The following is a 14,025-nucleotide window of genomic DNA, read 5'->3' on the forward strand; positions in this document are numbered from 1 at the left end:
TAGACTAATATTAATAGCTAAAGGCAAGTGAAGAAAAACACGGTGACTCTATTCAGTCACCGTCTTTTGAAGAGATCTATTGGGCTGCCATCTCAGGCACTGGAAATAGCTTATCGTATGCCAAGTTATAGATATAAGCGTAAAACAAATAGAAAACAACCATGCCGATATCAAGCACAAACGCATCCCATAAGCTTAAGTCTAAAAACCACGCCATAAACGGGATAGTTAAAAACAGTAAGCCGCCTTCAAAACCGATGCTATGCACAATACGGATCAGGGTTGTTTTCGTCACGGTTCCCATTTTTTTCAACATGTATTTATCAAAACCAATGTTGTATACATAGTTCCAACCCGTCGCCACAACCGAAAACAATACGCCCATAGCACCGACATGACCAAGCTCAAAACCTAACTGGCTTAATATACCCATAATCGCCACTAGGCCAATTATCTCAAATAAAATCGCGTGTCTAATACGGTCTAATCTTGTTCTCATCTTTAGTCCTCCACATCATCAATCTGTATGTCACAATCATTATCGTAATCATACTTTTATAAATATTTATTATGACGGCTATTCTATAGCGAAAAAACATAACTAAAAGTCAGTTTCCATCTGTTTTTCGGATACATTAAGCGGCAGTTCCCCCCTAACCTTACAAACACATACAAAAGATAATTAGTTAAAAGCACTATTTTTAGTATAATAACCCTGCATAACGGTAAGGTTAAATGAAATTAATGTGGCGCTAGATTCCATATAAATTCGACATTAAAGGTGTTAATATCGTAAGATACAAATATTGAACAATGTAATAAACCTCACTTTAAAATCTAAATAATAGCCCAACTAGGAATAACAAACTGATGTCTACAACTAACATCTTTGACTTCGCCGATCTTATTTACCCTAATGCTAAAGGTATGAGAAAAATACAAAAAAAAGGGCGATTCTATTTTTGGGCCGTAACAAACAGCAAAGCTGTCAATGCGATGGTGACTCTTTTTTCCCGTGAAAATTTAAAACTCATATTAAAGAACACCCCCGAGGTCATAGAAAAGCCGCTAAAACCTTATCTTTGTGTTAACTGGTCAAGTACGGAACGTGTTAAGTACTTAACACAACATTACCAGTTTATTGATGAGACTTTTGGGAAACACGCGAGTGCGGTTGTTTCTGATGAAGGTATTACCATCTTAGAGTTCAAAAGCTTAAGCGAACAAACATATCGAATTCAGCTACACCGAGGCACAAGACGAGAAGGTGGTATTGGCATTCGTTTAGTTAACGAACAGGACCAAAGTGTCTATGCTTTAGCCTGTAATATCTCTGGCACACATACTAAAACAATGCATATTGGTATGTTGCAAGGTCCTCGTGATGCAGTAGAAAATCGCCATGCGCTGATTAAAGAGCTAACCAAATCAGTACATGGTTTACGCACTAAATCATTATTGGTTGAAATGGCGTTAATGCTGTCCCGTATTTTAGGGGTCAGTGAAGTAAAAGCGATTTCCAATAAAGGTCATATCTATCAAGCAATACGCTATATAGGCTCTAAACGAAACTCAGTAACCTTTGATTACGATGGTTTGTGGGACGAGTTTGAAGCGACAAAAATCGACCCATACATGTTTGGATTGTCAGTGTTTACCCCACGAAAAGATCCACTGACATTGAAAAAAACCAAACGTAAAATGTACACTAAGCGATACCAATGGCTAGATGACGCTGAAATAGAGATGACGGCAAATTTAGCGCCTTGGCTGGTGAATCCAATAATAAAAAACGATCAAGCTGCCTAAGAACATAACCAACAGCTAGATACAAGTTCACAACATTAAGCTTGTGAACTTGTATTGAGTTTATAAATCCGATCTGCATATAAAACACCACCTATGCTATATGCTTGTGCTATTACTTCATTAAGCTTAAAACCGCACTTCGCCAATACCTTTTCTGAAGCACTATTACCTTCTGTGACAATACCTTGAAATACAGAAATAAGGTGCACGCGCATTGCCCAAGCGATAACACCCAGTAATGACTCAGTGGCATAGCCCAGACCAAAGTATTCTGGTAATAACAGGTAACCTACTTCTGCAGATCGGCCATCATAATCAAATCCCGTGATTCCAACCGCTGTATTTGTGTCAACATCCGTGATCACCAAACACAGCCAAGCACCAGAAGTGACAGACCATCGAGGTAAACGCGATTCAAACTTAACGCGAATATCATCGTCACTTGGTTGATCAAAACATTTTTCAATCACACGTGATTCTGTATGTAAACGCAAAAACAACGGCCAATCTTGCGTAGTCATCTGCCGCATAGTTAAACGTGAGGTCGTGATCTGCATATTACTCCTTACCACATCATGTGATTTAACTGACTAACTAGGCCGATATCATATATTTCAAATGACATTTTTACAAAGTAAACCTAAGTACCTAGTTTATAGAGTAAACCGGAGTACCAAAAAAACACACATACCAATAAAAACCACAGCTAAGGTGTTCTTTATCTTTAAACTTAATAACACGGTCAATAGACCCGCATATAAAAAGGGACTATTAAAAAATGCCATCTCACTGCTTTGATGACCTAGAAATACAATCGGCACCCACATTGCGGTTAATACAGCGGGGGCTGTAAAGCTTAGTGCACGCTTTATTCTTGGGCTTAATTCAAATGAAACACTGCGAGATAAAAACAAATACCGACATGAAAATGTAATACATGTCATCCCACCTAATACTAGCCAGAAATGCTCCATCATGTTACTCCTTAATTGAGGTGAAATAGCCCGCTAACATGCCACAAATAGTTGCAATAAAAAGTGCTGAATCAGGTATGTAAATGGATAATACTAAGGCACTAAAACCACTCACAATGGCAGCAATGAGTATTGGTAAATCTTTAATTGACGGGATAACGATGGCAATAAAGGTCGCGGCTATCGCAAACTCTAACCCTAAACTTTCTAGGTTCGGAATGTATTGTCCCGCAACAATGCCTGCAAACGTTGAGACATTCCAAACGATATAAAACGTAATACCAGCGCTTATCGCATATATCGCAGAGAAGGTCTTATGTTTTTCGATATAAGCACAAGTCACTGCAAACATTTCATCCGTGAGAAAAAAGGCAATACAACTTCGTGATAAAAAAGAACGCTGCCGAACATGCTCTCTAAACACGGCTGAATACAAAAGATGACGAGAACTGATCACAAAAGTAGATGAGAAAATAGATGAGATGGCTCCCCCAGCCCCCATAATAGTAATACTAGCCAGTTGTGCAGCGCCAGCAAAAACCAATAAAGACATTAACTGAGCCTGGATAGCAGTCAATCCTATGTTAATTGCTAACGAACCGCATAAGATCCCCCAGGGTACTGTCGCCAGAGCCAACGGCATAATATCTATCACCGCACTATTAATTATTTTTACATCACCAGTTATAGGGCGGTAAGCAAGACCAGTTTCATTTAGCATAAGTAAACTCCTTCAATATTTAGAAGTAGCTTAAAGTTAAAGTGCTAAGGCATCTTGTACAAAACTGCTTGTTTTTGAAATTTTCTCGGGGATGTACCTATCGCTTTTTTAAAATGTCGATTGAAATGACTCTGGTCGTGAAAACCACAATCAGCCGCCACTTGCACAGGTTTAACACCAAGCATTAACAATGTTTTAGCCTTCTTTAATCGCATCTGTATCTGATAACCATGAGGGGCAATATGAAACGACTTTTTGAATTGGCTAATGAAATGAAACTGACTTAGCCCAGCCATAGTAGCCAGCGTTATAAGTGACACATCCTCTTCAGGATACGCATCAAGATATTCTCTCACTAGCAATAATCTCTGTTTACTGCCCGATATATCACTAGGTGTATTTCTCATCGATGAATGCCGAAGGGTCATGTTCATCATGATGCTGTATAAAATTGTTTCAATGAGTAACTTTGAGGCATTACTATCGATCTGAGTAAAGAGTAATCTTAATTGCGCTGATAACTGTGGGTCTTTAACCACAGCATGACTAAAATAAGGCGCATGAAACTGACCATCATAAAGATCATTCGTCATATTCTCAAAATGTAACGGATGAGGATACATAGCCCGATACCGCCAACCGTCTTGTGTCGCAGACTCCCCCGTATGGACATCATCGGCATTCACAAAAATAATCGAGTTCTCATCCGCAATATGGGTACTGCCAGTGCGGTCAAACCGTTGTGCACCTTTATCTATAACACCTATCGTATAACCTTCATGTACGTGTTTAGAAAATGTCTGTTCTTGATAATCAGCATCGACAATTTCCAACCCGTTAAAGGCATCTACAATTTTAAATTCAGCTTTTTCCTTGCTGACTTGAGACATCTTATTACTCATCCTATTATTGCATTACTTTATAGTACAATATTGCTCATATTTTTAAAGCTATCGTTAATTTTCTATTCACTCACCTGCGCAAGGGTAAATTCAACAAAGCGTCGATTAGCCAAAGACAAATACCCATCTTTACGCCACGCAAGTGCCAGATCCAAATAAATAGGTGGATCAAACGGTATGCCTTTAACGTCCGCTTCTTGATCTGTGACTAACTCCAATAACGCAGTAATGGCAAATTCATTTTTAACAATATTAAGGATCATGGTGATCAAGTTTGTTTCAAAAGAATAATTTGCGGTCATATTATTGTCTTTACACAGGCCATCAATCACTTCACGATGAAAATAGCCCGCCTTAAACATCACTAACTCATGGGTAAAAAAGTCTGCATAGGTCACCGATTTAGCATCTGCCAAGGCATGATTTTTACCGACTGCAGCCACCATTTGTGGACGAATAAAACGCTGAACTTGCAAACTATCAGGCACATGATCATCGACGATCACGCCTAAATCTAATTCACCTGAAAGTAATTTCTCTTTAATCGTTTGCGTGCCCCCCTCCATAATGCTCAAGTTTAAATTGGGGTACTTAAACTTAAAGGCCATTAATATCTCGGGAAAGAAATACGAGCCCATCATCCCCGGAATACCGATACTCACCTCTCCTTGCTCTAAACCTCGCAAATCACTTAACGCAGTTTCAGCATCGCTAATACGGGCAAGAATACCTTTACTGTGTTCAAGCAGTACTTCCCCTTCTTTGGTCACGACCACGCCTTTGCTGCTGCGGATCAATAATGGCATACCTATTTGATCTTCAAATTTACGCATGGCAATACTCAGCGCAGATTGGGCAATACCAAGATGCTCGGCCGCCTTGGTATAACTGCCCTGTGCAACAATCGTGGCAAAATAATGCAGTATTTTAGAATTAAGCATAACTAAAATAGATACCTTCTATGATATTTATATATTTTTCATATTAGCATTAGATCGCTAGTCTATAAGCATTGTTAGTACTGCATGACTCTAATAAAGCAGAACATGCCATTACCTTAGCTATTACTAGGACAGATCAATGATTGCACTGCATTCTCAAGATTATAAAAAAGTAACCTTAGGGCTTGGACTGGGCTCATTTCTGGTGTTTTGTAACTTATATTATTTTCAGCCTTTGCTGCCGTATTTCATGGTTAAATTCAACGCCACCGAATTACAGGTTAACTGGTTATTTTCCAGCACCACCTTAGCTATCGCCTTATCACTGCTGCCTTGGGCAATCTTATCTGAAATAATTGGCCGCAGACCGATCATGCGTTGCAGTTTAATACTGATCCCCTGTATTAACTTTTTAATGTTTATTAGCGTAGATCTACACACTTTAATATTACTGCGTGCTGTGCTTGGCATTGCACTGGCAGGATTTATTGCCGTGGCAGTGGCGTATATGGCAGAAGAATTAGAGCCACCAGCAATGTTGATCGCAATGGGCGGTTACATCAGTGCCAATACTTTAGGCGGTATTATTGGTCGTATATATGGCGGCGTCATGACCGATGCAATCGGCTTACAGTGGACGACGCTTGCGATGTCGATAATCAGTGGCATAGCACTGCTTATTATATTTCCGCTAATATTAAAACAACACCACTTTATCGACCGACAAGGCAGGTTACAGCATCATGTAGTACAAATAGTCAGGCATATTAAAAACCCGAATCTGATTTTTGCTATGTTGATTGGAGGGCTCAATTTTTCGGTATTCATTAATATTTTTTCAGTGATGGGATTTAAATTATCTGCCGCGCCCATATCCTTACCCGCTAGCTTATTATCACTGATGTTCTTGTGTTATCTCAGCGGTACCTTATCAGCAAAGTTCAGTGGCCGCTGGTTGCATAACCACTCCTTATTCAGCGGGCTATTACTCGGGATCGGCATTAGCCTGGTCGGGCTCATCATCCTATCGCTACAAACGATGCTGACAATCATTATCGGTTTATTAGTATTAAGCGCTGGCGCATTCTTTATTCATGCTCTCGCTTACAGCCATATTGGCCGCAGTGCGACACAAGGTAAATCAACCGCAACCGCACTATACCTTGTCATGTACTATTCAGGCGGTAGTGTCGGTGGCTTTATTCTTATTTACTGCTGGCAAATCGGGGGATGGTGGGCGGTACTTGCTGCGACAAGTATTATTTATACCCTGATGGTGAGCTTGGTCTTTGCACTTAAATTTGTGTCTCGCCGTTCACTCTATGTCACGAGTAACGAAATTGACTCTTGTCAGGCGTGACTAACTATTTCTTTATTATTGCCTAAAAAGCAAAAGTAGTTTGCTTAAAGGGTTATTGTTGGTTCATTAAACAAAACATAGAATAGCCCCATCTTAACGAATGAGGCACAAACCATGAAAGCAATGATCATCAAAGAAATCGGTTCAAGCGACGTTTTTCAATTAGTAGAAAAAGCAAAACCAACATTAAAATCAGGCCACATGGTTGTTGAAGTAAAAGCAACAAGCGTAAACCCGCTTGATACTATGTTACGTTCAATTGAACTGCCTTGGTCTGCAAACTTACCAGAAATACTACACGGTGATGTTGCTGGTATCGTTGTTGAAGTCAGTGAAGACGTATCAAACTTCAACCTTGGTGACGAAGTTTACGGTATGGCTGGCGGCATTAATGGTGTTGACGGTGCACTCGCAGAATTCATGTTAGTTGATGCGCGTTTAATGGCGCAAAAACCTAAAACATTGACGATGAAACAAGCCGCTGCATTACCACTAGTTGCTATCACATCATATGAAGCGCTAGTAAACAAAATGAATGTACAAGCTGGCGATAACGTACTGATTCATGGTGCAACGGGTGGCGTAGGTCACATCGCAGTACAACTTGCTAAAGTACTTGGCGCAACGGTTACATCGACTCACTCACCTGCAAACGCTGAGCTCGCAAAAACAGTGGGTGCAGACAACTTAGTGGATTTCACGACAGAAACAGTGGCTGACTATGTACAAGCACATACCGGCGGTACTGGCTTTGATAAAATCTTTGATACTGTGGCAGGCGAAAACATCCAGAAATCATTTGAAGCAGCGAAATTCAATGGTCACGTAGCCACAATTTTACCCATTGAAAACGTACTACAAGTGGCACTAAAAAGCTTGTCATTCCACAGTGTGTTAATGCTAATCCCATTATGTCACGGCATTAACCACGAGTCACATGGCCGCATCTTAACTGAAATTTCAGCACTGGTAGATGCAGGTAAGATCATGCCAATTATTGATGACAGCAACTATTCAATTTGGGAAGTTGCACAAGCACACGATCACTTAGGATCAGGAAAATCGGTTGGTAAAGTAACCCTAACAGCGTAATTATACTGACTGTTTTAATACCCGCAATAGCGCAAAAGCACCACAGCAACTGTTATCGACAGGAAAAGTTGTGGTGCTTTTTTGTTTCTATATGCCTATAAAAACCTAGATTGCGACTCGTGCAGCGACAGCCAGTAAGACCACGCCAGTGACCTTATCAATCTTGTGCACATTATTTTTTAATTTAGCAAGCAATGACGACTGCGATAATACAATCGCAATGATGCAATACCACAAGGTATCAATACTAAATACAGTCCCCACCATGATCAGATTGTGTAACCAACTCGCATCCGCTTCGACAAATTGACCGAACAAAGCTAAAAAGAAAATCGCTAATTTAGGATTCAGAAACGCGATCATAAAACCTTGTACGATACTCTCTTTTAAGGTTACCGTATCCTCTTGCTGGTCCACATCATCCAATGCAGGTTTTGAGGTTAACGCCTTGTAAGCCAAGCGCAGTAACATAGCAACGCCCGCATATTTAATCACACTAAATAACCACGGTGTTTGTTGGATCACAATCGCCAAACCGACCACTGTTAACGAGGCATACACACCGACACCCACACCATGAGCAATACTGGCTGCAACACCATTAACACGGCCACCAGAGATAGTATGCTTTAACACAACCGCCAAACTCGGACCCGGCGTCATCGCCCCCATCACACAAATCAGCGCTAAAGACATCCACGCAGTTAATTCCATTCCAACTCCTCGTTTATTATATTGTTATATAAGGTTAATCAGTTGCCCTTATCTACCCTCATATTAATACAGCCAAAGCATGAGTTAAAATTGCATTTACGACTTATTGGCATGTATTAATTTCATACCTAGGATTTTAGTACGCTCAAGGTGCTTGTTTAGGAAGGGAAAACATAACTCTCTGAACCAAGTATGCTCTGGGTCTTGATGGTGTTTCGCATGCCATAACAAGTAATATTGCTGCGGTTTAAGCGTAATAGGAAGTCGCATGACCCGAAGATCGTATGTTTGTGCAAAATCAGCCGCAATGTGTAGTGGCGTCGTCAATAAGGTATCCGTTTTTAATAACAGTTCAATCGCCGATTGAAAGAAGGGTACCGATGCAAAAACCTGGCGCTGCTCACCCAATGCCGATAAGGCTAAATCAACGGAGCTGTCTTTATCGCCACCCCCACTGATCAATACATGCTTCGCATTAATATACTCGGTCACCGATAATTCATCACTCAAACACAAAGGGTGCTGACGGCGACATACAACCACCAGCTGATCTTCACCGATACTTTTTCCATGTAAGTTCTCAGGCACAAGATCCGTAATCGTGCTCACTAGATCCAGCGGCATGTCAGCCAACTCAGTTAGCTTGTCTTTATGCCACAATTGATATTCAACACTGGCACTAGCAGCATTGGCAGCAAGCTCACAACATATTGACGGTAAGATCGCTTGCGCGACATAATCACTCGAGGCTAAAGTAAATTTACGTTGGCATTGGCTGGGATCCATCTTACTCGGTAAATACAAATTATCTAACGTCTGCATCAATACGGGTAATTGCGCTTTTAACGCTTCGCCCTTACGCGTCAATACAAACTGATTGCCCTCTCTGATCACGATCTTGTCATGAAACGCCGCGCGAATTTGCATTAAGGTTTTACTCATTGCCGATTGAGTGACATTGAGCTGTCGTGCAGATTCGGTTAAATTACGCGTTTGTAATATCGCAATTAACGCCGGTAATAATTTGTAGTTATTCAAAAGAGCACTCGCCATATAAGATCATCAACTAACTATCATAACGTAGATTTTCTTTTTCAGACAACGTCCTCAAAGCCTATGATCCGTTTCATGTCACCTCATTTCGAGGCAGAGCAATCAGATTTATAAAAAATAATTGAGTAAAACCTCATTCCGTCACATTCAAATGGTCCATAATTAAATGGGTTTAAACCTTACTTCGCATTCAGTTAACCGTGGGGTTTGTCATATAGATAAGATTTAACAAGGAAGGATGATGGATAATACAATTAAAACAATCGGTCTCAGCGGCACATGTTATTGGTGTACAGAGGCTATCTTTTTATCTTTGCACGGAGTGACAAAAGTAGAACAAGGTTGGCTGTCTTCCGTTGGTGAACACGACTGGTTTTCAGAAGGGATTATTGTTACTTATATGCCCGAAGTCATCAGCTTAAAAAATCTAATTTCCATTCACTTACATACCCACAGCAGTACCAACATCCATTCGATGCGAGATAAATACCGGAGTGCGGTATATGCAATGGAACCCTACCAAATGACCGAAATAAAACACAACCTCGCATTACTCCAAGATGAATTTGACACGCCCTTGATCACTCGCGCTTATACATTTAACCAATTCAAACTGTCTGACGAATCCATTCAAAACTATTACTACAGCGATCCAAAACGGCCATATTGCAAGAATATCATTACCCCAAAATTAAAAAACTTGCTCGATAGCCATGCCCATTTAATGAATAAAAATAAATTATCAATAGAGCATAACAAAACTATATTGCTTTCATGAATATAATTGACAGCGTTCACAATATAAAGATAACCATGTGATATTACTCAAAAATATCGACTGACGCTATGGTAAGACTTTAAGGATATACTAATCTCGAAAAGTCGAAGCTAATAAATATTGTTCCAGTTTTGGTCGTGGATGAAATGGCTAAAAGACCATCAACAATAGAGACCAAGCTACCCATTATTGTGTGGTCGACGACTTTACTATACCTTTCATTGTACGCTCAGGGTTTTAATAACGTTAATTAAGGAACATAAACATGAAAACTAAAATCTTCTTAACCTTCATATTGCTTTCATTTCAGTCATTTGCCGCAGACAAATTTAATATAGTGAGTGACTTATCATCGGTAAGTTTTGCCACGATTAAAAAACAATTTGTGGTTGAACCAGCAACCATCAGTGGACTAACGGGCAGCTTGGATGAACGCGGTAAATTTGAAGTTAAAGTGCCAGTAATAAATGTAGATACAGGTGTTTCAATCCGTAATGATCGCCTTAATTCACTATTTTTTAACTCTGCAATAAATCCAACCATTTCGATTAGCGGACAATTTGAATTAGCCGCCTTTAAGCAAGATATCGGAAAAGCGATTGTACCTGCCGCTGTGTCTTTCTACGGTAAGACAAAGACATTTAACTTTCCTGTCATCATTACTAAAACTAAGAATGCCATCACTGTCAGTTCGTATGCCCCCGTTATCGTGAGAGCCAGTGATTTTAGTATCCCAACAGAAAACTTAACCAGACTTTCTGCTACGGTTGGTGGTCTTGCCCTTTCTGATATTATCCCATTAAATATTAATCTTGTATTTAAAAAATAATTATCTATAACAAATGCTTGAACAAGATTAAGGCTTGTTGAAATAAGCCTTAATCATTAAAGCTAAACAGTGACTACGGTAGTCGTTTACCCTTTCCAGTCCTTTATATTTAAACTGACTGTCTCATATATTGTTTCGGTGGTCTGCCTAACGTCTTCTTAAAAAAGGTAATAAAGGCACTGACCGACTCATAGCCTAAATCTTCTGATATCCGTTGTACCGATTCATTTGATGATAATTTTTGCAATGCCATTACTAGGTGAAGTTGCCCACGCCAACGCCCAAATGTCATCCCGACCTCTTGCTTCACCAATCGAGAAAATGTTCTTTCACTCATCGCAAATAACGACGCCCACTCCCCGACTGTTTTACGATCCCCAGGATTAGCCAATAACAGATGAGCAATCTTATTGAGTCTCGTTTCTGCCGGGATAGGAAAATCAAAGTGCTCTTTCGGCATACAGATCAGTTCATCAATCAATACTTGCGTGAGTCTCACGGTCGCGTCATCAGATGCATAGTCCTGCTTCTTACTTGCCAAGCTAATAATAAGTTCGCGTAATAACGGAGAGATCGATAGTGTGCAACTTTTATCGGGTATGCCGGGAATATCAGGATCAACAAATAAAATACAAACATCTGAACTTAACGAAATATGATTACTGTGTAATACTTGGCTTGGGATCCATACCGCACAATTGGCAGGTACCATCCAGATAGCACCAGCGATCCTACAACGAACAAAACCGGTTAGTGGCATCACCAGCTGGCACTTCATGTGTTGATGAAAAGGCATTTCTATATGCCCAAAACTCGAAGTACGTAATGCATTGACGGTTTCAGTGTACCTGTCTGAATCAAAATTGACAGAATTAGGAGATAAGGTCATACCTTGTCCGAATTTAGCAATAAAATGTCAATATACACAAATTCAGCATGCTTGAATAGAGATAATATAGTGGCATAGCTTCAAGAGGACAGAAATATGTCACATAATAATGCACGAAAAATTGTTCATCCCGCACTGGTTATTATCGGTATTTTACTTATTGCCAGTAATCTACGAGGACCCATAACGGGCATTGGACCAATTTTAGAATTCATCTCTACCGATCTTGCTTTATCCGCAACACAAGCAGGTATGCTAACCACATTACCATTGCTCGCCTTTGCTATTTTTTCACCGATATCATCGGGGTTAGCACGCAAGATAGGACTTGAACCATCATTAATGCTAGCACTACTCGCCATCACCAGCGGTATTATCATTCGCTCTGCAGGCTCAACGCTCACCCTGTACTTAGGCACTTGTGTTATCGGCATCGGCATCGCGATAGGCAATGTACTCTTACCTAGCCTGTTAAAACGCGACTTTCCCAATAAAGTACCCACATTAACCGCTATTTACGTATTGGTGATGGGCGTTGGCGCAAGTATCAGTTCTAGTACAACAATCCCGATGCTTAACCTGGCTGATACACTTAATGTTACCGTCGTTCCAAATTGGGCATTCGCATTAGCTGGTACAATTATACTTCCGGTGGTAACCATGTTGATTTGGTTACCACAAATGAGCAGCCATACTAGACCCGCTATTGATACACCAGAAATTGACAGTCATAGCTACCTGTGGCGATCTGCGGCCGCATGGCAAGTCTCTGGATTCTTGGCACTTAACTCATTTATTATGTACGCCTTTATCGCTTGGCTACCCAGTATTTTGGTTGATAGTGGCTACTCTGAGCATCAAGCAGGTTATATCCACGGTCTCCTGCAGCTCTCAACCGCTGCACCCGCTATCGTATTAATCCCGTTAATGGCAAAACTAAAAGACAAACGTTTACTTAGCTTAATAATGACGGTTTTAGCATTCATTGGGATTATTGGATTACTCATGATGCCCCAACACGCTATTATCTGGGTAATGATGTTTGGTTTTAGCTGTGGAGGTGGATTTATTCTAGGCTTGTCATTTGTAGGCCTACGGACCCATGATGCGCATCAAGCCGCTGCATTATCGGGGATGGCGCAATGCATTGGTTACCTATTTGCAGCAACTGGTCCAATTATTTTTGGTTCACTGCATGAAATGACAGGTAGCTGGGAAATGCCATTAATGATCACTGCAGGCATTAGTATTATATGGGCAAGTTTAGCCATTCAAGCAGGTAAATCAGAGATCATTACGCAACCGATTAATCCAATGATCAATCAATCTTAGCTAATGCTTTAACTTCGTGATGACGGAAGCAATCGGTGGTGAGATTCTTAACCATCCCGATTGCTTGCATAATGCATAACAGATCATTGGACCAAAAAAATCAGCAACCGTCCGTTTTAACGGTAAATACTTGAGTCGAGCTAGTGTGTAGGTACTCTGCATAGCACGAATTATTTATTAAATTACCCGTGCCATAACCAATACGCGAATGACCATTGTCTTCATATACGCTAACGTCAGCATAAGTCGCTGCTCTTGTCGTATTATTTTTAGTTACATGATCAGGAGTACCTAACGCAAGAAAGGTTTCAATAAAGTAGAGGTTTGGCGTTGTTGCTTCACTTTTAGTTTCTGGGTATCCACGATAAAACTGATAATCACCATAGTCTGTTTCTATTGTGATATCCGAGCCCAACTTATTCTTAATTTGAGCTTTCATATGCAGTAGATTTACTGTTTCCTGAAGGCTACCGTAAAAATTTTCAACCGCTGCTTTTTTCGCATCGCCACGTAAATTAATAAAACGAGGGATTGCAGTGGCTGCAAGTACGCCAAGAACAATAATAGTAATAACTAATTCTATGAGTGTAAAACCGCTATTTCTTTGTGAATGAATAAAATCCATTTTTTG

Annotated in this window: 16 protein-coding genes; 6 read left to right on the forward strand and 10 right to left on the reverse strand. The window is 40.2% G+C overall.

Going from position 1 to position 14,025, the window contains the following annotated elements:
* Window positions 1–76: 76 nt before the first annotated feature.
* Entirely contained in the window at window positions 77–499 is a 423-nt protein-coding gene (locus AKG98_RS13970; protein ID WP_067046860.1) for a PACE efflux transporter, read from the reverse strand.
* 371 nt (window positions 500–870) lie between these two features.
* On the opposite strand from AKG98_RS13970, the gene AKG98_RS13975 reads away from it, so the two are divergent.
* A complete protein-coding gene (locus tag AKG98_RS13975; protein WP_067046863.1) occupies window positions 871–1,809 on the forward strand; it encodes a DUF535 family protein in 939 nt (312 codons plus the stop codon).
* A gap of 35 nt (window positions 1,810–1,844) precedes the next feature.
* On the opposite strand, the gene AKG98_RS13980 is transcribed toward AKG98_RS13975, so the two are convergent.
* The 5 genes from AKG98_RS13980 to AKG98_RS14000 form a co-directional block, all read right to left on the reverse strand.
* Window positions 1,845–2,366: a GNAT family N-acetyltransferase gene (locus tag AKG98_RS13980; protein WP_067046866.1), complete on the reverse strand. Its 522-nt coding sequence runs from the start codon at window positions 2,364–2,366 to the stop codon at window positions 1,845–1,847.
* Between the two features lie 96 nt (window positions 2,367–2,462).
* Window positions 2,463–2,786, reverse strand: a complete 324-nt coding sequence (locus tag AKG98_RS13985; protein WP_228140302.1) for an AzlD domain-containing protein — start codon at window positions 2,784–2,786, stop codon at window positions 2,463–2,465.
* Window position 2,787: 1 nt separating this feature from the next.
* Window positions 2,788–3,504, reverse strand: a complete 717-nt coding sequence (locus AKG98_RS13990; protein WP_067046869.1) for an AzlC family ABC transporter permease — start codon at window positions 3,502–3,504, stop codon at window positions 2,788–2,790.
* Between the two features lie 44 nt (window positions 3,505–3,548).
* Window positions 3,549–4,394 carry an AraC family transcriptional regulator gene (locus AKG98_RS13995; RefSeq protein ID WP_067046872.1) on the reverse strand — a complete coding sequence of 282 codons (846 nt, stop codon included), beginning with the start codon at window positions 4,392–4,394 and terminating at the stop codon, window positions 3,549–3,551.
* Between the two features lie 74 nt (window positions 4,395–4,468).
* Window positions 4,469–5,347 (reverse strand): LysR family transcriptional regulator, encoded by an 879-nt coding sequence (locus AKG98_RS14000; RefSeq protein ID WP_067046875.1) that lies wholly within the window; start codon window positions 5,345–5,347, stop codon window positions 4,469–4,471.
* Between the two features lie 139 nt (window positions 5,348–5,486).
* Between AKG98_RS14000 and AKG98_RS14005 the strand changes: the two genes are divergently transcribed.
* Both AKG98_RS14005 and AKG98_RS14010 read left to right on the forward strand, forming a co-directional pair.
* Window positions 5,487–6,707: an MFS transporter gene (locus AKG98_RS14005; protein ID WP_067046878.1), complete on the forward strand. Its 1,221-nt coding sequence runs from the start codon at window positions 5,487–5,489 to the stop codon at window positions 6,705–6,707.
* A 114-nt stretch (window positions 6,708–6,821) separates the two neighbouring features.
* On the forward strand, window positions 6,822–7,799 hold the full coding sequence (locus AKG98_RS14010) for a zinc-dependent alcohol dehydrogenase family protein (RefSeq protein ID WP_067046881.1): 978 nt from the start codon (window positions 6,822–6,824) through the stop codon (window positions 7,797–7,799).
* Window positions 7,800–7,904: 105 nt separating this feature from the next.
* On the opposite strand, the gene AKG98_RS14015 is transcribed toward AKG98_RS14010, so the two are convergent.
* Both AKG98_RS14015 and AKG98_RS14020 read right to left on the reverse strand, forming a co-directional pair.
* Window positions 7,905–8,513: a LysE family translocator gene (locus tag AKG98_RS14015; RefSeq protein ID WP_067046884.1), complete on the reverse strand. Its 609-nt coding sequence runs from the start codon at window positions 8,511–8,513 to the stop codon at window positions 7,905–7,907.
* A 96-nt stretch (window positions 8,514–8,609) separates the two neighbouring features.
* On the reverse strand, window positions 8,610–9,566 hold the full coding sequence (locus tag AKG98_RS14020; protein WP_157534134.1) for a LysR family transcriptional regulator: 957 nt from the start codon (window positions 9,564–9,566) through the stop codon (window positions 8,610–8,612).
* A 238-nt stretch (window positions 9,567–9,804) separates the two neighbouring features.
* Here AKG98_RS14020 and AKG98_RS14025 point away from each other — a divergent pair, with 238 nt between their 5' ends.
* Together AKG98_RS14025 and AKG98_RS14030 are read left to right on the forward strand one after the other, a co-directional pair.
* On the forward strand, window positions 9,805–10,344 hold the full coding sequence (locus tag AKG98_RS14025) for a peptide-methionine (S)-S-oxide reductase (protein ID WP_228140303.1): 540 nt from the start codon (window positions 9,805–9,807) through the stop codon (window positions 10,342–10,344).
* Between the two features lie 265 nt (window positions 10,345–10,609).
* Complete coding sequence (locus AKG98_RS14030; RefSeq protein ID WP_067046890.1) at window positions 10,610–11,173, forward strand: YceI family protein; 564 nt, start codon at window positions 10,610–10,612, stop codon at window positions 11,171–11,173.
* A gap of 109 nt (window positions 11,174–11,282) precedes the next feature.
* Here the strand turns inward: AKG98_RS14030 and AKG98_RS14035 are convergent, their stop codons facing one another.
* Complete coding sequence (locus tag AKG98_RS14035) at window positions 11,283–11,969, reverse strand: helix-turn-helix domain-containing protein (RefSeq protein WP_067047088.1); 687 nt, start codon at window positions 11,967–11,969, stop codon at window positions 11,283–11,285.
* A 189-nt stretch (window positions 11,970–12,158) separates the two neighbouring features.
* Between AKG98_RS14035 and AKG98_RS14040 the strand changes: the two genes are divergently transcribed.
* On the forward strand, window positions 12,159–13,394 hold the full coding sequence (locus tag AKG98_RS14040) for a CynX/NimT family MFS transporter (RefSeq protein ID WP_067046893.1): 1,236 nt from the start codon (window positions 12,159–12,161) through the stop codon (window positions 13,392–13,394).
* Window positions 13,395–13,494: 100 nt separating this feature from the next.
* Here AKG98_RS14040 and AKG98_RS14045 read toward each other — a convergent pair whose 3' ends face one another.
* Window positions 13,495–14,019 carry a prepilin-type N-terminal cleavage/methylation domain-containing protein gene (locus tag AKG98_RS14045; protein WP_067046896.1) on the reverse strand — a complete coding sequence of 175 codons (525 nt, stop codon included), beginning with the start codon at window positions 14,017–14,019 and terminating at the stop codon, window positions 13,495–13,497.
* Window positions 14,020–14,025: the final 6 nt, after the last annotated feature.

The organism is Moritella sp. JT01 (assembly GCF_001574435.1).
Classification (GTDB): domain Bacteria; phylum Pseudomonadota; class Gammaproteobacteria; order Enterobacterales; family Moritellaceae; genus Moritella.

What these genes read in the sequence shown, in the direction of transcription:
- AKG98_RS13970 (WP_067046860.1), bottom strand. Translation starts at nt 499, where the DNA reads ATGAGAACAAGATTAGACCGTATTAGACACGCGATTTTATTTGAGATA.
- AKG98_RS13975 (WP_067046863.1), top strand. Translation starts at nt 871, where the DNA reads ATGTCTACAACTAACATCTTTGACTTCGCCGATCTTATTTACCCTAAT.
- AKG98_RS13980 (WP_067046866.1), bottom strand. Translation starts at nt 2,366, where the DNA reads ATGCAGATCACGACCTCACGTTTAACTATGCGGCAGATGACTACGCAA.
- AKG98_RS13985 (WP_228140302.1), bottom strand. Translation starts at nt 2,786, where the DNA reads ATGATGGAGCATTTCTGGCTAGTATTAGGTGGGATGACATGTATTACA.
- AKG98_RS13990 (WP_067046869.1), bottom strand. Translation starts at nt 3,504, where the DNA reads ATGCTAAATGAAACTGGTCTTGCTTACCGCCCTATAACTGGTGATGTA.
- AKG98_RS13995 (WP_067046872.1), bottom strand. Translation starts at nt 4,394, where the DNA reads ATGTCTCAAGTCAGCAAGGAAAAAGCTGAATTTAAAATTGTAGATGCC.
- AKG98_RS14000 (WP_067046875.1), bottom strand. Translation starts at nt 5,347, where the DNA reads ATGCTTAATTCTAAAATACTGCATTATTTTGCCACGATTGTTGCACAG.
- AKG98_RS14005 (WP_067046878.1), top strand. Translation starts at nt 5,487, where the DNA reads ATGATTGCACTGCATTCTCAAGATTATAAAAAAGTAACCTTAGGGCTT.
- AKG98_RS14010 (WP_067046881.1), top strand. Translation starts at nt 6,822, where the DNA reads ATGAAAGCAATGATCATCAAAGAAATCGGTTCAAGCGACGTTTTTCAA.
- AKG98_RS14015 (WP_067046884.1), bottom strand. Translation starts at nt 8,513, where the DNA reads ATGGAATTAACTGCGTGGATGTCTTTAGCGCTGATTTGTGTGATGGGG.
- AKG98_RS14020 (WP_157534134.1), bottom strand. Translation starts at nt 9,566, where the DNA reads ATGGCGAGTGCTCTTTTGAATAACTACAAATTATTACCGGCGTTAATT.
- AKG98_RS14025 (WP_228140303.1), top strand. Translation starts at nt 9,805, where the DNA reads ATGATGGATAATACAATTAAAACAATCGGTCTCAGCGGCACATGTTAT.
- AKG98_RS14030 (WP_067046890.1), top strand. Translation starts at nt 10,610, where the DNA reads ATGAAAACTAAAATCTTCTTAACCTTCATATTGCTTTCATTTCAGTCA.
- AKG98_RS14035 (WP_067047088.1), bottom strand. Translation starts at nt 11,969, where the DNA reads ATGCCTTTTCATCAACACATGAAGTGCCAGCTGGTGATGCCACTAACC.
- AKG98_RS14040 (WP_067046893.1), top strand. Translation starts at nt 12,159, where the DNA reads ATGTCACATAATAATGCACGAAAAATTGTTCATCCCGCACTGGTTATT.
- AKG98_RS14045 (WP_067046896.1), bottom strand. Translation starts at nt 14,019, where the DNA reads ATGGATTTTATTCATTCACAAAGAAATAGCGGTTTTACACTCATAGAA.